This is a genomic window from Pseudoruegeria sp. SHC-113, assembly GCF_025376885.1.
Lineage (GTDB): Bacteria > Pseudomonadota > Alphaproteobacteria > Rhodobacterales > Rhodobacteraceae > Pseudoruegeria.
Window position 1 is genome coordinate 56146 of the sequence record NZ_JAHUBR010000004.1, and the last position, 19993, is coordinate 76138.

General features: G+C 64.9%; 18 protein-coding genes and 1 tRNA gene. 10 read left to right on the top strand and 9 right to left on the bottom strand.

The window, feature by feature from the left end:
• Window positions 1-59: 59 nt before the first annotated feature.
• The 5 genes from KVX96_RS17695 to KVX96_RS17715 all read left to right on the top strand — a co-directional run bounded on the left by KVX96_RS17695 (window position 60) and on the right by KVX96_RS17715 (window position 6154).
• Window positions 60-1310, top strand: coding sequence for an extracellular solute-binding protein (locus KVX96_RS17695; protein ID WP_261196120.1), 1251 nt, complete (start codon window positions 60-62; stop codon window positions 1308-1310).
• 71 nt (window positions 1311-1381) lie between these two features.
• Window positions 1382-2299 (top strand): carbohydrate ABC transporter permease, encoded by a 918-nt coding sequence (locus KVX96_RS17700; RefSeq protein WP_261196121.1) that lies wholly within the window; start codon window positions 1382-1384, stop codon window positions 2297-2299.
• Between the two features lie 3 nt (window positions 2300-2302).
• Window positions 2303-3145, top strand: a complete 843-nt coding sequence (locus KVX96_RS17705) for a carbohydrate ABC transporter permease (RefSeq protein ID WP_261196122.1) — start codon at window positions 2303-2305, stop codon at window positions 3143-3145.
• 4 nt (window positions 3146-3149) lie between these two features.
• A complete protein-coding gene (locus KVX96_RS17710; protein ID WP_261196124.1) occupies window positions 3150-4148 on the top strand; it encodes an ABC transporter ATP-binding protein in 999 nt (332 codons plus the stop codon).
• Window positions 4149-4339: 191 nt separating this feature from the next.
• A complete protein-coding gene (locus KVX96_RS17715; protein ID WP_261196125.1) occupies window positions 4340-6154 on the top strand; it encodes a beta-N-acetylhexosaminidase in 1815 nt (604 codons plus the stop codon).
• Window positions 6155-6267: 113 nt separating this feature from the next.
• Here the strand turns inward: KVX96_RS17715 and KVX96_RS17720 are convergent.
• From KVX96_RS17720 to KVX96_RS17735, 4 genes are all read right to left on the bottom strand, one after another.
• Window positions 6268-6344: transfer RNA gene (locus KVX96_RS17720), tRNA-Pro, on the bottom strand.
• Between the two features lie 82 nt (window positions 6345-6426).
• On the bottom strand, window positions 6427-7485 hold the full coding sequence (locus KVX96_RS17725) for a DMT family transporter (RefSeq protein ID WP_261196126.1): 1059 nt from the start codon (window positions 7483-7485) through the stop codon (window positions 6427-6429).
• A 128-nt stretch (window positions 7486-7613) separates the two neighbouring features.
• Window positions 7614-8720, bottom strand: a complete 1107-nt coding sequence (gene leuB, locus KVX96_RS17730) for a 3-isopropylmalate dehydrogenase (protein ID WP_261196127.1) — start codon at window positions 8718-8720, stop codon at window positions 7614-7616.
• A gap of 212 nt (window positions 8721-8932) precedes the next feature.
• Window positions 8933-9832 carry a LysR family transcriptional regulator gene (locus tag KVX96_RS17735; protein ID WP_261196128.1) on the bottom strand — a complete coding sequence of 300 codons (900 nt, stop codon included), beginning with the start codon at window positions 9830-9832 and terminating at the stop codon, window positions 8933-8935.
• 96 nt (window positions 9833-9928) lie between these two features.
• On the opposite strand from KVX96_RS17735, the gene KVX96_RS17740 reads away from it, so the two are divergent.
• Window positions 9929-10858: an NAD-dependent epimerase/dehydratase family protein gene (locus tag KVX96_RS17740; protein WP_261196129.1), complete on the top strand. Its 930-nt coding sequence runs from the start codon at window positions 9929-9931 to the stop codon at window positions 10856-10858.
• On the opposite strand, the gene KVX96_RS17745 is transcribed toward KVX96_RS17740, so the two are convergent.
• From KVX96_RS17745 to leuC, 4 genes are all read right to left on the bottom strand, one after another.
• A complete protein-coding gene (locus KVX96_RS17745) occupies window positions 10822-11829 on the bottom strand; it encodes an endonuclease/exonuclease/phosphatase family protein (RefSeq protein ID WP_261196287.1) in 1008 nt (335 codons plus the stop codon). The two genes, KVX96_RS17740 and KVX96_RS17745, sit on opposite strands and share 37 nt — an antisense overlap.
• Before the next feature lie 56 nt (window positions 11830-11885).
• Entirely contained in the window at window positions 11886-12716 is an 831-nt protein-coding gene (locus KVX96_RS17750; protein ID WP_261196130.1) for a hypothetical protein, read from the bottom strand.
• A 301-nt stretch (window positions 12717-13017) separates the two neighbouring features.
• A complete protein-coding gene (leuD, locus tag KVX96_RS17755) occupies window positions 13018-13623 on the bottom strand; it encodes a 3-isopropylmalate dehydratase small subunit (RefSeq protein WP_261196131.1) in 606 nt (201 codons plus the stop codon).
• A gap of 11 nt (window positions 13624-13634) precedes the next feature.
• Window positions 13635-15038: a 3-isopropylmalate dehydratase large subunit gene (gene leuC / locus KVX96_RS17760; RefSeq protein WP_261196132.1), complete on the bottom strand. Its 1404-nt coding sequence runs from the start codon at window positions 15036-15038 to the stop codon at window positions 13635-13637.
• A gap of 239 nt (window positions 15039-15277) precedes the next feature.
• Between leuC and KVX96_RS17765 the strand changes: the two genes are divergently transcribed.
• The 4 genes from KVX96_RS17765 (at window position 15278) to rlmH (ending at window position 18330) form a co-directional block, all read left to right on the top strand.
• Entirely contained in the window at window positions 15278-16639 is a 1362-nt protein-coding gene (locus tag KVX96_RS17765; RefSeq protein ID WP_261196133.1) for a mechanosensitive ion channel family protein, read from the top strand.
• A gap of 112 nt (window positions 16640-16751) precedes the next feature.
• Window positions 16752-17312: a hypothetical protein gene (locus tag KVX96_RS17770; RefSeq protein ID WP_261196134.1), complete on the top strand. Its 561-nt coding sequence runs from the start codon at window positions 16752-16754 to the stop codon at window positions 17310-17312.
• Between the two features lie 181 nt (window positions 17313-17493).
• Window positions 17494-17859 carry a ribosome silencing factor gene (gene rsfS / locus KVX96_RS17775; protein ID WP_409977140.1) on the top strand — a complete coding sequence of 122 codons (366 nt, stop codon included), beginning with the start codon at window positions 17494-17496 and terminating at the stop codon, window positions 17857-17859.
• Window positions 17860-18330, top strand: a complete 471-nt coding sequence (rlmH, locus tag KVX96_RS17780; RefSeq protein WP_261196136.1) for a 23S rRNA (pseudouridine(1915)-N(3))-methyltransferase RlmH — start codon at window positions 17860-17862, stop codon at window positions 18328-18330. It abuts the gene before it with no gap.
• 156 nt (window positions 18331-18486) lie between these two features.
• On the opposite strand, the gene KVX96_RS17785 is transcribed toward rlmH, so the two are convergent.
• Window positions 18487-19992, bottom strand: a complete 1506-nt coding sequence (locus KVX96_RS17785) for a mannitol dehydrogenase family protein (protein WP_261196137.1) — start codon at window positions 19990-19992, stop codon at window positions 18487-18489.
• Window position 19993 lies beyond the last annotated feature (1 nt).

The window sequence follows — 19993 nt, forward strand, 5'->3', positions numbered from 1 at the left end:
TGATTGCACAAATTAGATACCTTTGTAATGCCAATTAGATCCAAGGGAGGACCCGATCCGTGACTGCACATACTGGCAAACTCGTTCTGGCAGGGCTTATGGCGAGCTTCGCCGTAGAGGCCGCGGCCCAGGACCTGACCCTCTACTCCTGGCGTGAGCAGGAGATCCCGCTCTGGGAGCACATCTCGCAAAACAACCTCATCGACGGTGTGACGATCAACTTCGTCCGCATCCCCGCCGACAACTACGACAACAAGCTGCGCATCGACCTGCAAGACGGTGGCCCGGACCTCTTCCAAGGTCGCGCCGGTGCTGCCTGGCTGAAAAGCTTCGTTGATGCGGGCATCGTTGCGCCGCTGGACGGCTCGATCGATCTCTCCGGTCTGGCTGCGGCCACACTCTCGGCCGGTCAGGGCGCTGATGGCACCCAGTACGGCGTGCCTTTCGCGGTGCAGATGGAAAGCATCCTCTACAACAAGGGCGTTTTTGCTGCCAACGGGATCGAAGAGCCCAAAACGCTGGACGAGCTGAAAGCCGCAGCCGACACGCTCAAGGCCGCTGGCGTCACCCCCTTCAGCTTCGGCGGCCGCTCCGGCTGGTGGCTGAACCAGGTGGTGGGCGAAGTGATGACCGCCGGCCTGATGGACGACGCCACCGCCCAAGGCCTGATCGACGGCTCCGTCTGTTTCACCGATGAGGCCTTCGTGGAAACGCTGGCCACCGTGAAGGGCTGGATGGACGCTGGCCTGATGAACGCCGCACCGCTGGCCGACGACTATGGCGCGATGCGCACGGCCGTTGCGCTGGGCGAAGCCGCGATGATGATCGACGGCGCATGGTCCTCGGGCCCCTCCTCGCCGATGTATGAGATCGACCCGACCCTCGAAATCGGCTTCATGCCGGTGCCGGGCAAGAACGGCAAGGTCTACGCCTTCGGTGACGGCTCCTACCTCGCCAACGCGAACTCCGAGCACGCCGAAGCGGTGAACAAGGTTCTGGCCTTCACCACCACCAAGGAGTTCGCCGAGCTCTTTGCCGGCATGGTGGGTGAGCTGCCCGTCTACGGCGGCGACTACGCCATCGAAGATCCACGCCTCGCCGAGATCGCGGGCCTCGTGGCCAACAACTCCGCCTCCGCCACGCCCTTCTTCGCCTACGCGCTGAACTCCGGTGAGCCGAGCTACGGCCAGCTGGTGGCCGATGGCTACCAAGAGCTGCTGAACGGCTCCATCTCGCCGGAAGATCTGGCTGCCAAGATCCAGGCAGGCCTGAACTCCTGGGGCTATGTCGGCGCGGCAAACTGCCAGTAAGCGCTGAGCTGTGATGTGAAACGGGCGGGCCTCATTGGCCCGCCCGATCTTTAAAGGGTGATGGGGATCACATGGCGAAGATGAGCTACAACCGGAAGGCCAACCTGCAGAGGATCGCCCTTCTGACGCCGGGCCTGCTGCTGTTCGGGATCTTCAACTTCCTGCCCCTCGTGGCGCTTCTGGGCTTGAGCCTTGTAAACTGGCCGGGCATCGGGGACGCGGATTTCGTCGGGTTTGAGAACTTCCGCAAGCTCGCGCGGGAGCCCTATTACCGCGATCAATTCGTCAATGCGCTGGTGCAGAACGTCTGGATGTTCGTGCTCATCATCGGCGCGATGCTTCTGCTCGGCTCGGCGCTGGCGCTGCTGCTGTCCTTTGGCACCACGGGGCGCGGGGCCTACCGCGCGATCTACTTCCTGCCCTATCCGCTGGCAGGCGCTGCCGTGGCCTTCCTGCTCGACCTGATGGTGCAGCCGCGCGGGGCGATCAACACCTTCTTCGTGAAAACCATGGGTTGGTGGGACGCCCCCATCGGCTTTCTGGGCGATACCGATCTCGCGCTGCCTACGCTGGCGATGTTCTACGCCTGGCACCGGATGAGCTTTGCCATCGTGCTGATCCTCTCGGCTATCGTCGGCGTGCGGGTGATCCTGCTCGAGGCCGCCATGCTCGACGGCGCTTCGCGCTGGCGGATGCTGAAGGCGGTTGTTTTCCCCGTGCTTGCGCCCGCCTTCGTGCTGATCACCGTGATCGTCATGGTGGATGTGTTCAACAACGCCGATTACACGCTGCTGCTGATGGGGCCTGAGGCCGGGCCGCTGCGCTCCACCGATGTGCTGGGCACCTTCCTCTTCCGCACCTCCTTCGGCGGTTCCGCCACCAGCGTGAACGTGAATTTCGGCATGGCCGCCGCCATCGGCCTTGTCACCGCGCTGCTGATCCTGCCCGCCGCGCTCTTCCTCGCGCTCAAGAACCTGCGGAAGGACTGACCGATGCACAAGATTTTCAGCCTGTCGCGCAAGGAACAGCTCGCCGTTCAGTTCATCCTGATCGCCTGGGCCTGCGTGGTGCTGATCCCGCTCGGCGTGGCAGTGATCAACTCGCTCAAACCCAACCTCGGCGAAGTCTACCGCGCGCCGCTCTCGCTGCCTTCCGAATGGACGTGGTCCAACTATGCCGAGGCCTGGGTGGGCGCGAATTTCGGCGGCTACTTCCTGAACTCCGCGATCATCTCGGTGAGCGTGGTGATCATCGTCTGCTTCTGTGCCTCCACCACGGCTTTCGTGCTGGTGCGGATGCCGTTCAAGGGCTCGGCGCTGCTGTTTGCCTGCTTCATGATCGGCGTCATCATCCCGATCCGCCTCGCGCTCGCACCGCTCTTTACCATCGTGAAGGGGCTTGGCCTGCTTGATACGCTCACCGGGCTGATCCTCGTGCAATCGGCCTCGATGATGCCCGTGGCTGTCTTCATCCTGACGGCTTTCCTGAAAGCCGTGCCCAGCGAGTTGGAAGACGCCGCCCGCATGGACGGCGCGCTGCCGTTCCAGATTTACTGGCGCGTTGTGCTGCCCCTGATCCGGCCCGCGCTCGCCACTGTGGCGCTTCTGAGTTTCGTGCAGGCATGGAACGAATACTTCCTGCCGCTGATTTTCCTGCAGAGCCGCGAGCTTTACCCGCTCACCCTCGGCATCGCCGAATTCCGCGCCCAGTTTTCCGTGCAATGGCACCTGATGTTCGCCGGCATCCTCATCATGCTGGCCCCCACCGTTATCGCCTTCCTGCTCGCCTCCCGCCAATTCATCGAGGGGCTGACGCAGGGCGGTGTCAAGGAGTAGCCCCATGTCTTCGCTCGACATCAAACACCTCAGCAAATCCTACGGCCCTGTGCAGGTGCTGCACGACATCAATCTGTCGATCCCGGAAAACGCCTTCGTTGTGTTCGTCGGCCCCTCGGGCTGCGGCAAGTCCACCTTGCTGCGCTCCATCGCCGGGCTGGAAGAGATCGACAGCGGCGAGATCATCCTTGAGGGGCGCGACGTGGCCAAGGAAGCGCCGGTGGACCGCGATTTCGCCATGGTGTTCCAGTCCTACGCGCTTTACCCGCAGATGAGCGTACGCGACAACATCGGCTTCGCGCTTTCGGTGGCCGGGCGGCCCAAGGCCGAGATCCACCAGAAGGTGGACGAGGTGGCGCAGATGCTGCGGCTCACCGAATATCTGGACCGCAAACCGGCGGATCTGTCGGGTGGGCAGCGCCAGCGGGTGGCCATCGGCCGTGCGATCTTGCGCAGCCCCAAGGCTTTCCTCTTTGACGAGCCGCTTTCCAACCTCGACGCCGAACTGCGGGTGGACATGCGCCTGCAGATCGCCGAGCTGCGCCGGCAGATGTCGGCCACCTTCATCTACGTGACCCACGATCAGGTGGAAGCCATGACTCTGGCCGATCAGATCGTGGTGCTGCGCGCCGGGCGGATCGAGCAGGTCGGCAGCCCGATGGAGCTGTACCACAATCCGGCCAACAGCTTCGTGGCGAGCTTCATCGGCTCGCCCAAGATGAACCTGCTGTCGGTTGCCGATCTGGGGCTTGCGGGCGAAAGCGCCGCCACGCTGGGCGTGCGGCCGGAGCATCTGAGCATCGGTGCGGAAGGTGCGCTGGAAGGCAGCATCGCCGCGATCGAGGATCTCGGCCCGGTCTCCTACGCCTATGTGGATGTGAAGGGCGCGCGGGTGACGGTGCAACTGCCACCCGCCCACGGTTTTGCTTTGGGAGAGGCTGTGAAGATCGGCTGGACGGAAGACGCGCTGCACCGTTTTGATGCCGAGGGGCAGCGGATCTAGGCGAAAGGGTCAGGAGCGCGCCCGGCCCCGAGGGTGGGCGCGTCTTCGCAACCGGGGCGGCTGTGCCTCAGGATACGCAGCCGCGCGCGCAACGGATGGGCAAAAGCGCGCCCGCCCTGGGGGGCGGGGCCGGGCGCGCTCCGGATCGCAAGCGATCCGGCAGGTTTTCTTTGTTGGCTGGAGCAAGGCGCGTGACACTTACCCTCATCCCCAAATGGCGCGCGGGCGCCGGCAACGGGCGGCTCGATCTGGATCTCGGCACGAACGCCCTGCCCGAGGGCACGCGGCTCTGCCTTACTTCGCAACTCTATCCGCTCTCCGGCGACGACATCCGGGGTGGCACACTCACTGTGGCCGATGGCTCCTACCTTGAGGTCACGCTGGATCCGGGCGCGACATGCGTTTCGGTGGGCGATCTCTTCTTCATCCCGCGCCACGCGGGCGAGGGCCCGGCCAGCGCGTGGCTGGCGCTGCCTGACGGCACGGTTCAACCGCTCACCTGCCAGCCCATGCGCCGCGACCCGGAGCTGGGCGTGGCCCCGTTGCCCAAGCCCGAACCGCAAGCTTTTGACGGCCCCCGCTGCACGCCCTGGCCCAACGGGATGCAACTGGCGGGCCTGCAGGCCCGGCCCAAGGTCAACCTATCTGCCGCCGGTGCGGCGCTTGATCGGCTGAACTGGGTGCTCAAGACAATCGGCAAGGACGCCGGACCGCTGAATGAGGCCGACGGCCTTCCCCTCCTGCCGCGCCTCGATGAGGCCCTGCCGCCTGAAGCCTACCGCCTTGAGATCGGCGCGGAGGCGATCACGCTGTCTCATGGCAAAGATGGCCTGTTCCCGGCGCTCATCACGCTGGCGCAGATGCTGGAGGGCTGCGGCCATGGCTTCGGCTTCCCGGCCACGGGCTCCGTGATCGAGGACGCCCCGGCCTACCCGTGGCGCGGGATGCATCTGGATTGCGCACGGCATTTCTTCGCCGTCGAAGATGTCGAGCGCCTGCTGGCCCATATGGCCTGGCTCAAGCTCAACCGTTTTCACTGGCACTTGACCGATGATGAAGCCTGGCGGCCCGAGATCCGCTCGCTTCCGCAGCTCACCGGGATCGGGGCGCAGCGCGGCTTCGGCCTGCCGCTCACCGCGCAGCTTGGCGATGGGCCGGACGGCCACAGCGGGCACTACAGCACGGCGGATATGGCCCGCGTTGTGGCCACGGCGGCGGGGCTCCGCATCGAGGTGATGCCGGAGATCGATCTGCCCGGCCACAACACCGCGCTCCTGCGCGCCATGCCGGAACTGGTGGACGCACAGGAAGCCCCGCGCAGCTACAGTTCGGTGCAGAACTTTGCCAACAACAGCCTCAACCCGGCCATGCCCGGCGCGGTGGAAACGGTGGAGACAATCCTCGCAGACCTGCTCGCCATCTTCCCGGCGGCTGAGATCCACCTTGGCGGCGACGAACTGCCCTCTGCCGCCTGGGCCACCTCGCCCGTGGCGCAAGCCGCCGCCGGGGAGGCTCCAGTGCTGGATCTGCAGAAAAGCTTCTTCCCCCACCTGCAAGGCAAGCTAGCCCAACAGGGCCGCCGCATCGCGCTCTGGGATGAGCAGGGCCGCGTGCAGAGTGCTGCACCGGAGGGGGCGCTGATTTTCTGCTGGCAGGATGTGGAGGTCGCCTCGCTGCTCGCGGAGCGCGGCTATCGGCTCGTGCTCTGTCCGGCGCAGGCCACCTATCTGGACATCGCCGAAAGCCCTCATTGGGAGGCGGCGGGCAGCGGCTGGGCAGGCCACGCGAGCCTCGCCGACAGCTATGCCTTCGCCCCGGAATCCGCCGTTCCCGCGCATCACTTGAGGCTGATCGAAGGCGTTCAGGCCTGCCTCTGGACGGAGCAGGTCCGCAGCTGGGCCGATCTGGAAGCCCTCACCTTCCCGCGTCTTGCCGCCGTGGCCGAAACCGGCTGGACGCAAGCCGCACATAAGGATTTCACCCGCTTCATGGCCCTGCAGGCCTAGGCCTGACGACCCAAATGCAGGCCCTCATGCGCGCCGCCTCCTACACGAAGCGGCGTTTTCCATGGGGAATGTTTGGGCAACAAAAAAGGCGCCGCGCGGCGCCTTGTTTGTATTGGTCGGAGTGAGAGGATTCGAACCTCCGACCCCTGCCTCCCGAAGACAGTGCTCTACCAGGCTGAGCTACACTCCGACCGTGAGGGCGGGAATTATAGCCAAGCTTGGGCTTTGGCAACCCCGAGTCGCGCAGATTCTTGGCGCGGGGATGAAAAAAGTCAGGGGGTGCCGCCGGGGGTGTCCTTTGCCTTCGGGGCCTCGGTTTCGGGCGCTGCTGTGGGGGCGTCTTGAGACGCCTCAGCAGGCCGCCTCGCGCCGCGCAGGCTGGCCGGGAGATAGGCCCCGACGCGCAGCGGGTTGCCTGTGCCCGTGCGGGAGCGCGAGCGCAGCACCGGCGTGGTTTTCGAGGTTTTGCCCCGGCTTTCACGGAACAGGATGTAGAGGCCCGACAGGATGATCACGCCCGCGCCAAGGGCGGTGGGGCCGTCGAGAGTTTCGTTGAAGAAGATCAGCCCGTAGACGGTGGCCCAGATGATCTGGGAATATTGCATCGGCGCGACGATCACCGCCTCGCTGTGGCGATAGGCCATGATCAGGCAGAAGGTCGCTAGCAGCGCCATGGCCGAGATCAGCGCCACGCCACCGAAATCCTGCAGCGGCATCGGCACGTAGACGAAGGGCAGGACGCAGCCGAGCACGATGAAGTTCGCCAGCATCGGATAGAGCAGCAGCACCGCGCTGCGTTCCTCCTGCCCGATCTTGCGCACGATCACCGAGTTCAGCGCGCCGCCCACGGCGCACATAAGCGCGCCGAGGTGGCCAAGCTCCAGCGCGGTGGAGCCCGGACGCAGCACGATCAACACGCCGCACAGCCCGACGATCACCGCGCCCCAGCGATGGATGCCCACGCTTTCGCCAAGGATCGGGATCGCCAGCACCGTGATCAGCAGCGGAGCGGCGAAGATGATGGCATAGACCTGTGCCAGCGGCAGCACCGAGAAGGCGTAGAAAGCCCCAAGCCCTGAGGCCATCGAGGCCACGGTGCGCGTGAGCATCCACCACGGGTGCACCGGGCGCAGCGTGCCCTTGTCGGGATCGCCGATCAGCATCAGCACCAGCAGCGGAAAGCCCAGAAGGCCCGAAAAGAACAGGATCTGGAACGGCGTATAGGTGCCGCCGAGAAACTTCACGATCACGTCGTGGGTGGAGAATATTCCGTAGGCGGCGAGGGCGAAAAGCGCCCCGGTGACATTCCCGCCGGGCAGGGCTTTTGTCATGACGTGATCTCGAAAAAGGGTCGGAGTTGGGCCGACCATAAAGGTTGTGGCCGGGCCGTAAAGACAGGCTGACGCAAAAAGCGGGCCGCTGAGGGCCCGCTTTCAAGCTTTTACAGGCAGGTGCCGCCTTACAGGCTGGCGTCCAGCGCCTTGATGATCGCGTCGCCCATTTCGGAGGTGGAGACGGGCTGCTCGCCGTCGGCTTGCAGCAGATCGGCGGTGCGCACGCCATCGGCCAGCACCTTCTCTACGGCAGCTTCAAGGCGGGTGGCCTCATCACCCTGATCGAAGGAGTAGCGCAGCGCCATGGCGAAGCTCAGAACGCAGGCGATCGGGTTGGCCTTGCCTTGGCCCGCAATGTCGGGGGCGGAGCCATGCACCGGCTCGTAAAGCGCTTTCGGGCGGCCATTGGCCATCGGTGCGCCGAGCGAGGCCGAGGGCAGCATGCCGAGCGAACCGGTGAGCATCGCAGCGGCATCCGACAGCAGATCGCCGAAGAGGTTATCGGTCACGATCACGTCGAACTGCTTGGGCCAGCGGCAGAGCTGCATGGCGCCAGCGTCGGCGTACATGTGGGACAGCTCCACGTCGGCGTATTCGGCCTGATGGATCTCGGTGACCACGTCGCGCCACAGGATGCCGCTTTCCATCACGTTGGCCTTCTCCATGGAGCAGACCTTGTTGCCGCGGCGGCGGGCCAGTTCAAAGGCGGAGCGCGCCACCCGGGCGATCTCGCTCTCGGTGTAGCGCTGGGTGTTGATGCCGACGCGCTCGTTGCCTTCGTTGATGATGCCGCGCGGCTCACCGAAGTAGATGCCGCTCGTCAGTTCACGCACGATGACGATGTCGAGTCCGGCCACCACGTCGCGCTTGAGCGAGGAGAAATCGGCGAGTGCGTCGAAACACTGGGCGGGGCGCAGGTTGGAGAAGAGGTCCATCTCCTTGCGCAGGCGCAGCAGGCCGCGCTCGGGTTTCACCGAGAAATCCAGAACGTCGTATTTCGGGCCACCCACGGCGCCGAGCAGGACAGCGTCCACTTCCTGCGCCTTCTCCATGGTTTCGTCGGTCAGCGGGGTGCCGTGGGCGTCGTAGGCCGCACCGCCCACCAGATCCTCGGAGACGTCGAAGGCGAGGCCGCGGTTGGCGCCGAACCAGTCGATGACCTTGCGGACCTCGGCCATGACCTCGGGGCCGATACCGTCGCCGGGAAGGATCAGAAGGGAAGGATTGCTCATCAGGAGGCCTCGTCTCGCAAGTAAATGTCGGGAAACGGCCTACCCCTTGAAATAAAGGGGGTCAAGCGGTGCGATGGACGTTGCGGCATCTCGGAAGCATTTCACCAGCCCCTTTCGCCCGGCGGCACGCTGGGCAGCCCCCGCCCGCCCCCAAGGCGGGGGCTTTCAGCCCCCACCTACGGGCTGGGGCCGCCCGGCTCTGTCATGCATTCTCACCCGCGCTCCACCACCTCTGTCAGGCCCTCGCTGAGCAGGTCATACACCCGCCGCACGCGCGGGCTGTGGCGCAGACTTTGCGGCACCGAGAGCCAGACGGGCAGGGGTGGGATCGTGACCTCCGGCAGAACCGCGCGGATCTCGGGGCATTGGCGCGCCACAAAGGTCTGTCCGGCGCCAATGCCGAGGCCCGCGCGCACCAGTTGCCAGTAAGCGGGCTGGTTGTCGCAGCGGATGCCGAAGAAGCTGCGGTCCACTTCGACGCCAAAACTGCGCATGCCACGCAGGATCAGGTCGGAGCGGTCATAGCCCACCCAATCGTGCTGCAGGGCTTCATCGAGGTTTGCAGGCATCCCCCGCCGTGCGATGTAGTTTTCGGCCGCATAAAGCCCGAGGGCGATGTCACCCAGATGGCGCGTGGCGATGTCGAGTTGCGTGGGCCGATACATCCGCACCGCGATGTCGGCCTCGTGAAACAGCAGGTTCTCGCTCTTGTCGGAGGCCAGCAGCTCCAGCTCGATTTCCGGCGCTTGTTGGCGGATCATGGCGAGGATCGGCGGCAGCACATGTTGCGCCATCATCACTGAGGCGGTGATCCGAACCGTGCCCGCAGGCTCCGCCGCCTGCCCGCTGGCGACCATGCCCAGCTGCGCGGCGGCCTCGGCCATGGCGCGGGCTGGCGCAAGCAGGGCCTCGGCCTCCGCGGTGAGCGACAGCCCGCGCGCCTGCCGGGCGAAGAGCGTGAGCGACAGCGTGGTTTCCAGCTGGCGGATGTGACGGCCCAGCGTGGGCTGGCTCAGGCCCAACTGCCGCGCGGCCGCCGACAGCGAGCCGGTGTCAGCCACGGCAAGGAAGCTCTGCCAGAGGGTCCAATCGGGAGGGGTGCTGTTATCCATTCACAATTGAATAGCATATCGCCGATTTCGGGCAATAGGTGAACGCCTTTCTTGAACGTATGTCAGAGGCAAGGCGATATTCGCAGGAGACACCCCATGACGAAAACGGTTCTTATCCTTGGCGGGCGCGGCAAGATCGGCCGCCATGCCACTGAAGCCTTCTGGAACGCGGGCTGGTGCGTGCGCCAGTTCGACCGTGAGACGGACGATCTGATCGAAGCGGCGAAAGGCTGCGACGTGATCGTCAACGGCTTCAACCCGCCCGCCTACCACGATTGGGACACCCTGCTGCCGCGTCTCACCGCACAGGTGATCGCAGCGGCGCAGGCGAGCGGGGCCACGGTGATCCTGCCGGGCAATGTCTATAACTTCGGAGATCAGCCCGGCCCCTGGTCGGAAACCACGCCGCAAGAGCCCTGTGCCCGCAAAGGCGAGATCCGCAAAAGCATCGAGGCCTCCTACCGCGCCGCCGCCGCGCGGGGTGTGCAGACGATCGTATTGCGGGCGGGGGATTTCATCGACCCGGCTCATGAGGGCACGCTCATGGCGCTGGTGATCATGAAGGATCTGGCGAAAGGGCGGCTCACCACGCTGGGCGATCCGGGCGTCACGCGCGCTTATTGCTACCTGCCGGATTGGGCGCGGGTGGCCGTGCTGCTGGCGGAGAAGCGCGAAAGCCTTGCGCCGTTCGAGGATGTGCCTTTCGAGGGCCATGCCTTCTCGATGCTCGCCTTGAAAGCGGAACTGGAGCGCCAGTTGGATCGCCCGCTGAAATTGGCGCGCTTTCCGTGGTGGTACATGACGGTTGCCAGCCCGTTCTGGGAGCTGGCCCGCGAGATGCGCGAAATGCGCTACCTGTTTGAAACGGACCACGCGCTGGATGGCACGAAGCTTGCCCGCCTGCTGCCAGCCTTCGAGCCGACGCCGCTCCCCGAGGTGATGGCGGCGGAGATCCCGGAGGGGGTGAAACGCGCGGCGCCTTCGGCGTCCTACGGCCAGTCGATGTCCACCCAGACCAGCGCGTGACGGCTGGCGGTGGCGGCGGTTTCTGCCGCTTCCGTGCCGGGCGCGGGCCAATGGGTGCCTGCGGCCTGTACGGTGAGGCCGCGCGCGGGCAGCACGTAGTCCACCCGCAGGTTGCCGGGGCCGCGCCCGCTGTCGGGCCAGTCCACGGTGTCCTGCGCTGGCGGGCCTTGATGGGCGGCGTTCAAGCCGCCTTGCGCTTTTGAATCCAGCCGCGCGCCGCCGCTTTCCGGGGCGGGATCCTGCAGGGCAGGGTGGGTGAGTAGCCAGCCGATGCCGCCTTTGCGGCCTTCGCCATCGAAAGGATCGGCATTGGCGTTGCCGAGCAGCACGAGGGCTTCTGGCGGGCTGTTGTCCAAGACCTCCCCCCAAAGCCGGATCTCATCATGGTTGCGCCGCCCGTTGCGATCTTCGGGGCCGTCAAACACGGGCGGCGCGGCGTGGAAGGCGAGAAGCGTGAGCGGCCCTCCGGGCAGGTCCAGTGGCACGATCCAGTGGCCGGAGCTAGAGAGCGGCTGATCCGCCACCTTCTGCGCCACATCTGCCCGCAGGTTGCCGGGCAGGGCGGACCACATCACGCCAGACAGATCCCGCGCACCCGGCAGAAAAGGAAAGCGCGAGAGCACGGCCATGCCGCCATTGCCGGGAAACTGCCCGAAACCGATGGAATCTTCCGGCTCGCCCAGGCGGCCATCGCCGTCCAGATCGAGGCCGGACGGCATCCCGCGCGGGCTGGGGCCGGTGTAGACATGCGGCAAGGCCAGCCCGGCCTCTGCGAGCCGCTGGGCTAAGGCTTGCGCTGCCAGCGAGTCCGGGTCCTGATCGAAATCCGTGAGCAGCAGCACGTCGGGCCGCGTGGCCAGCAGCACGGCAAGCGTGGCCTCTATCTGCGGATCCTTGCGGGAGAGGATATCGCGCAGCAGCAGGCCGGGGCCGCGGCGGGTCAGCTCGGAAGAATAGGTTGCGATGCGCAGGGGCTCTGCCTGTGTGACCTGTGCGGTTGCACCAAGGACGACGAGGAAAAGAGCGCCTAGGCGGCCTGCAAGGCGCGTTCGGCGGCGCGGGAGAGGGCGGAGCGCTTTTCTTCGATCATATAGGCGATCCGCGCCATCGCGATGCCACGCATGAAGAGGGAAGCGGGAAGGAAGGCCCATAGCGCTACGATCCAGATCAGCGTCTGCGGCGACTCAAAGGAGAGCGGCGCGAAAACGCCCGCCGCATAATGCACCGCAACCGGGATCAAGAATGGCAACGTGAAGCCTAAGGAAACGTTAACGCGGCCATCCCGCAGCAGCCGCTTCACCACATCGCCCCCGGCGGTGGGGTCAAAGGTGGGCAGGTTGATCCAGACGTTGAACTGCCCGGCCTGCGCGGGCCAGTTCCACAGGCGCAGGATGATCAGGAAAATCGCCAGCGTCACCAGCGACACAAGGTAGGACATGCCCACAGCCGCCGCCAGCAGGTGCAGCGCTTCGGGGGGTGTGTCCAGCGGCGCGGCCTGCGTAACGAGCCGCACCGGGCTGAAGGGGAAATCCATCGCGTGGCTGACGACCGTGCCGATCGCCGTCACCAGCTCTGTCATGGGCGTGGCGGTATAGGCCCCGCGCACGATCATGGTGAGCATGAACACCGTGACGAACAGCGAGAGCATCCGGATGCGGTTGAAGGGGGGAGCGTCGCGGAACTCGATCAGCGAGGGGCTGACGACGGCATATTCGACGAAGGTGAGAAGGGCGGCGAAAATGGCAACGAGCGCAACCACCTGATTGGAGTCCGCCGAGGTGTTGCCCAGCAGCAGGGACGGCGTCGCGATGACGATCCCCACAAGCGCTGCGCGCACCAGCGCACCTGTCAGCTGCATGATCACTGCCGTTTTACCCTCAACCTGGACGGGACGATCTTGGCGCCGTTCCCTTGTTCCAAACTGTGCCGCTCTTGGTGTTCGGCGGCTGCCTCATTCTTGCCTTAATCCTGCATCGCATTCACGTCCGCGGGCAAGGTGTTGTTAATGATCACCTTTAGGATTTGCCATATTCGCCCCATCACTGGTGCGCGTTTGCATCATTCAAACGCAAACACGGTCAGCAACAAAGGCTGACCGTGCTTATTGTTTCCGCAATGAAAACGACCCATGCGCGAGTCGTTAACCTTGTCTTTCGCGTTCAGACCCAGGGGCGCTGGGCGCTGGCGGCGGCCTCGAAGGTGTCGATGGACGCGGCCTTCTCCAGCGTCAGGCCGATGTCGTCGAGCCCGTTCAGAAGGCAGTGCTTCTTGAAGGCATCCACCTCGAATTTGATCACATCGCCTTCCGACGTGGTGATCTCCTGCGCCTCAAGATCCACCGTCATGCGGGCATTTTCGCCCTTCTCGGCGTCCTTCATCAGGATGTCCACCTGCTCCTGCGGCAGCACGATCGGCAGCATGCCGTTCTTGAAGCAGTTGTTGAAGAAGATGTCGGCGAAGGAGGTGGAGACCACGACCTTGATGCCGAAATCCGCCAGCGCCCAGGGCGCGTGCTCGCGCGAGGAGCCGCAGCCGAAGTTGTCGCCCGCGATCAGGATCTGGCTCTTGCGGTAGGCCGGCTGGTTGAGCACGAAATCGGGGATCTCGTTGCCCTGCCGGTCAAAGCGCATCTCGTCAAAGGCGTGCACACCAAGGCCCGAGCGTTTGATCGTCTTCAGGAAGACCTTCGGGATGATCATGTCGGTGTCGATGTTGACGAGCGGCATGGGGGCCGCGATGCCGGTGAAGGTTTCGAATTTTTCCATCGCTTGGCTCCTTACATCATCTCGCGGACGTCGGTCAGCTTGCCGGTGAGGGCAGCCGCCGCGGCCATGGCCGGGGACACGAGATGCGTGCGCCCCTTGTAGCCCTGACGGCCTTCGAAGTTGCGGTTGGAGGTGGCGGCGCAGCGCTCGCCTTCCGAGAGCTGATCCGGGTTCATGGCAAGGCACATGGAGCAGCCCGCGAGCCGCCATTCAAAGCCCGCGTCCTGGAAGATCTGGGCGAGCCCTTCTTCCTCGGCCTGCGCCCGGACGAGGCCCGAGCCCGGCACGACCATGGCGCGTTTCACCTTGATCTTCTTGCCTTTCAGGATCTCGGCCGCAGCGCGCAGATCCTCGATCCGGCCGTTGGTGCAGGAGCCGATGAACACGGTGTCGATCTCGATGTCCGTCAGCTTCTGGCCCGGTGTGAGGCCCATGTAATCGAGCGCGCGTTTCGCGGCCTCGACCTTGCCACCCTTGAAATCCTCAGGCGAGGGCACGACACCGGTGATCGGCAGCACGTCCTCGGGCGAGGTGCCCCAGGTGACGACGGGCTGGATGTCCTCGCCGCGCAGGGTGACGACCTTGTCGAAATGCGCGCCTTCGTCGGTGAAGAGGGTCTGCCACCACGCCAGCGCGGCTTCCCACTGCGCGCCTTTCGGGGCGTGCGGGCGGCCTTTGACGTATTCGTAGGTGACCTCATCGGGCGCGATCAGGCCGGCGCGGGCGCCGCCTTCGATGGCCATGTTGCAGACCGTCATCCGGCCTTCCATCGACAGATCGCGGATCGCTTCGCCGCAATATTCGATCACATGGCCGGTGCCGCCGGCGGTGCCGGTTGCGCCGATCACGGCGAGGGTGATGTCCTTGGCGGTGACGCCCGGCTTCAGCTTGCCGGTGATCTCCACCTTCATGTTTTTGGATTTCTTCTGGATCAGCGTCTGGGTGGCCAGAACGTGCTCCACTTCCGAGGTGCCGATGCCGTGGGCCAGCGCGCCGAAAGCGCCGTGGGTGGCGGTGTGGCTGTCGCCGCAAACCACCGTCATGCCCGGCAGCGTCCAGCCCTGTTCGGGGCCGACGATGTGCACGATGCCCTGACGCACGTCAGAGACCGGATAGTAGTGGATGCCGAAATCCTTGGCGTTCTTGTCGAGCGCCTCGACCTGAATGCGGCTTTCCTCGTTGTCGATGCCTTTTTCGCGATCCAGCGTGGTAGGCACGTTGTGATCGGGCACGGCGATGGTTTTCTCCGGCGCGCGGACCTGGCGGCCCGCCATGCGCAGGCCTTCGAATGCCTGCGGGCTCGTCACCTCATGCACGAGGTGGCGATCGATATACAGAAGGCAGGTGCCGTCCTCGGCCTCATCGGCAACGTGGGCATCCCAGATCTTGTCATAGAGTGTTTTGGGCGCGGTCATGGTTATCCTCTCCCGCTAAAGGTTCGTCGTGGCGTGATGGTTCGGCTGCGCGTAAGCGAGCGACCGGCTCATAGGCCGGTGACGATGGACAAAGCCAGACCGTGGAAGCGCCAGGGCAGGCGCGCGTGGTCATCTATGTCGAAAATACGAGTCATCGGCGTTGGGATACAGGCTTCCCGCCGCATCGGCAAGTGACTCCGGGCTATACAAGCGGCGCGGCTTGATCCAATGATCGCCCTATGGAGCAGGAACTACAGCAACTCACGGCGGAATTCTGGCGCTATACGGATGAGGCCGAGGGCTTCCTGCGCTCAATGCTCCTGCCGTCGCGCCTGCGCCAACTTGTGATCCTGATCGCGCTGGCCTGTGCGGCTTGGGGGGCCAAGGCCGTGATCGCACCGCGCGTCTATGCGTGGATCCGAGGCCTTGAGGGGCGCAGCAAGGCGCAGTTGCGCAACCTCGTGGAGTTGCACCGCAGGATCTGGGGCTACAGCTATGTGGCGCTGATCTGGCTCTCCGTCTTCGTGATGAACAACCTCTTGGGGATGTTCCCCTCGCACACCTACATCCTGCGGATTGCCGGATCGGTGGGGCTGGCGTGGATTTTCGTGAGCCTGATCACCCGCTTCGTGCGCAACCCGCTGATGGGCCGCATCCTGAAGTGGGTCGCCTGGACCTACACCGCGCTCTATTTCACCGGCCTTCTGGAACCGGTTGCGGGCGTGATGGATGCCATCGCCATAGAAATCAACGATTTCCGCCTCTCGGTGCTAATCGTCTTCAAGGCGCTCGTGGTGACGGGGGCGCTGGTATTCCTGGCCCGCTCGCTTTCCAATTTCATCACGCGCTGGGCCGCCAAGAACGAAAACATCTCGCCCACGCTCGGGGTGCTGATCGCCAAGCTCACGCAGGCGTTCCTTTATGTCTCTGCCGTCTTCTTCGGCCTGCGCGCCATCGGGTTCGACCTGACGGGCCTCACCGTGCTCTCCGGTGCCATCGGCCTTGGCCTAGGTTTTGGCTTGCAGAAGATCGTCTCCAACATCGTGTCGGGCGTTATCATCCTAATGGACAAATCGGTGAAGCCCGGTGACGTGATCTCGCTTGGCGATACCTTCGGCTGGATCGACTCGCTGGGCGCGCGCTACGTCTCGGTGGTGACACGGGACGGGCGGGAATATCTGATCCCCAACGAGGACCTGATCACCAACCAGGTGGTGAACTGGAGCCACTCAAACGAGCTTGTCCGCCTCGATATCCACTTCGGCACCGCCTATGGCGACGATCCGCACCACGTGCGCCGCACCGCCATCGACGCCGCGCTTTCGGTGAACCGGGTGCTGCCGGACAAGCAGCCCGTCTGCCACATCACCGGCTTTGGCGACAGCAGCGTGGACTATGTGCTGCGGTTCTGGATCTCCGATGCCACCAGCGGCCTCACCAACGTACGCGGCGATGTCTATCTGGCGCTCTGGGATGCCTTCAAGGCGGCCGGGATCAGCATTCCCTTCCCGCAGCGCGAGGTGCGGATACTGGGCGAAGAAGCGCCGAAGCCCGAGCGCCCGCGCGGAGCGCCGATGCCGCCCGATCTGGACGGCGATTGACCGCCGGCGGCGGGGCCGGATGGTGGCGTTAACACATTCAGCCTTCCTTCACGCGCCATGCTGCGCCAAGGTGGCGCCACTGATTGCTGTTTCCCGATCCAAGGTCTTTGTCATGTTGCCTGCATCCCCTTTCTCCGCCCTGAAACCCGCGCTTGCCTGCCTTGCGCTGGCCACCCTCGTGGCCTGCACGCCGCCGCCGCCGGCCGGGGTGAAGCTGCTGGAGGACACGGACCCGCTCACCGTTGATCCGGCCACCATCGCCGTGCGCATCCACCTGCCCGAGGGCGTGGGCCTGCAAAAAGGCGGCGCGGTGCTTTCGGTGGGGGCCACGAATGGCACCACGCAGCTGAAAGAGGATTTCAAGCTGCAGACGGTGAAGCGTGGCGACGATCTACTGGACTTCTCGCTCACAGAGAAAGATGCCGCGCGCTTCCGCGAATTGCAGGCGCAGGCGCGCACGTGGAAGGCCGAAAGCCCCGATACCGCGAAGGGCAGCCTTTCGGTCGATGTGAAGGGCTGCGCCATCGACGGGCCGGTCTCGCCCACCGTCACCACCGCCATCGACATCAGCCTCGACAGCGGCGCAACCTTCCTGCCCCTGCTGCCGCGCACCCCCCTGTGGGAGATCACCGATGCGGTGAACGTGGCGCAACTGCAGCCTTGCAGAGGCTAGAACGAAACGTCATAGCGGCATTGTGGCCTGCGCGGCGGGGGCATGGATTGAGATTTGCCCCCGTGAGTGTTACCTTTGAGCCATGCCCAGCGCCGGGGCCTTGTCGGCGCGTTGCAAGGAGGACGATGTCCTGTCTCACGCTGCAGACGCAATCGATGGCACGATTGCACCGGAAACCGCGATGACGGCGGTTCAAACGGATTGGTCGAGCGAAACGCTGCTCGACGCCATTCTCTCTTCGCTTCAGGATGACAAGGCCGAGGATGTCACGCAGATCAACCTGCGCGGCAAGTCCGAGATGGCGGATTACATGGTGATCTGCTCGGGCCGCTCGTCGCGGCAGGTTGCCTCGATCTCCGAGAAGCTGACCGAGCGCCTGAAAACCGAATTCGGCATCCACTCCAAGGTGGAAGGTGCCGATGCGGGGGATTGGGTGCTGATCGACACGGGCGATGTGATCGTGCATGTCTTCCGTCCGGAAGTGCGCGAGTTCTACCAGCTCGAAAAGATGTGGCTCACAGCCGGCGCGACGCCTGCGAAAGCCTAGATGCGCGTTCATATCTGTGCCGTGGGCCGCCTACGGGCCGGTCCCGAGCGCGAGTTGATCGACGACTACCTGACCCGGTTCGACAGGACCGGGCGCGCACTGGGCCTTGGGCCCGCCACCCTCACCGAAGTCGAAGACAAGAAGGGCGGCGGCATGGCTGCCGAGGCCGCGCTCTTGGAGCGCGCCCTGCCCAAGGGCGCGGTGATCTGCGCGATGGATGAGCGTGGCCGGGTGATGACCTCACCCGATTTCGCCATCCAGCTAGGCCAGTGGCGCGACATGGGGCGCGGGGATGTGGCCTTCCTGATCGGCGGGGCTGACGGGCTGGCGCCCGAGTTGCGGGCACAAGCCGATTTCAAGCTTTCCTTCGGCAAGATGGTCTGGCCGCATATGCTGGCCCGCGTGATGCTCACCGAGCAGCTCTACCGGGCGGCCTCCATTCTTGCGGGCAGCCCCTACCACCGCGTTTAAAGCCTCCAGAAACTTAAATAACCTGAGCTGTATAGAACAGTGGGCGTTCACCGGGCCGAGGGAACGGCCCGGTGAACGCATGCCGCATGTGGGGTTCCACGTCTCACTCTGGGGAAACCAAAAGGCAGGTACTCCGGCACAGGCGGCAAGCTGGTGTCATTGGGCCAGATAGACCGCGATTGCGGCTTCTGCTCCTTCCGCCCAGATCAGCGACAACCAGCGCGTAAACGCCTCGGCAAACCCTTCGTGTTCATGCAGATCGCCGTAGAAGCGTTCCATGCTCAGCCAGACCAGCGGCGCGCTGCGGGCTTTCGCGGCGCAAGTGGTCAGCTCGTCCCAGAAGGGGTCGTTGGCGGCAATGCGGCTGCCGTCCTCCCGCGTGCCTTCGCACATACGCGCCCAGAAGGCCTCCACCAGTGCGAGCCCCTCCACCGGCGCGCCCTTGGCAAGGGCGTCCTGCACCGTGGGTAGGATGAAGCCCGGATGGCGCGAGGCGCCATCAAAGGCCACACGGCGGGTGGTGTCCACGATGCGCGGGTTTGCGAAGCGGCGCGCGATCAGGTCGATATAGGCTTGCGGCGTCATCCCCGGCACGTCCGCCACATGGGGCGCGATTTCCTCGCGCTCAACCTTCAGGAAGAAGGGCTGCACGGCGGCATGGGCCATGCAGTCGGCGATGGTCGCGAGCCCGAGGATCTCCCCGACATTGGCAAGGATCTGGTGGCCGCCGTTGAGCTGACGGATCTTCATCGCCTCAAAGGCGTGCACATCATCGGTGAAGGTCGCCCCCACGCGGCCCCAATCGGGCCGCCCGGCGCAGAAGTCATCTTCGATCACCCACTGGCGGAAGGTCTCATGGGTCACCGGCACGGCATCGGCGACGCCCATCTCCCGCGCCAGAGCCAGTTCGCCGGGGCCAGTGGCGGGCACGATGCAATCCACCATGGAATTCGGGAAGCTGCAGTGCGCCTCGATCCACGCGGCCAGATCCGGGTCCGACAGCTGCGCGAGCGACAGAACGGTTTGCTTCAGGATCGTGCCGTTGCCCTGCAGGTTGTCACAGCTTTGGCAGGTGAAGGGGCCAGCGCTTGCAGCACGGCGCAGCTTGAGCGCGGCGATCATCGCGCCGAAAGCCGTGCGTGGGCGGGCCGGATGCGCCGCATCATGCTGGATGTCGGGGTGATCGGTGGCAAAGCCGCCGGTGGCCGGATCGATGTAATAGCCGCCTTCCGTCACCGTGAGCGAGACGATGCGGATCGCCGGATCGGCCATGGCGGCAATCAACGGCGCGTTGCCCTCCTCGATGGGCAGGTAGCCGATCATCGCGCCCGTGACTTCCGCCGAGGAGCCTGCCGGGTCCAGCGCGATCAGCGTCGAGAGGCAATCCTGCGCCAGAAGCTTTTCGCGCATCTGCGCATCATAGGGGCGCACGCCTGCGCCGAGGATGGCCCAATCCTGCGCCAGACCGTCCTGCATCAGCCGGTGCAGATACCACGCCTGATGGGCGCGGTGGAAATTGCCAAGCCCAATATGGACGATGCCCGGAGTGAGCGCCTTGCGGTCGTAGCGGGGGCGTTCAATGCCCTCGGGCAGCCTGCCGAACGTGGCATTGCTCAGGGGCAGCGGGGCAGGGGCTTTCGCGGTGTCATCTGGCTTTGCCATC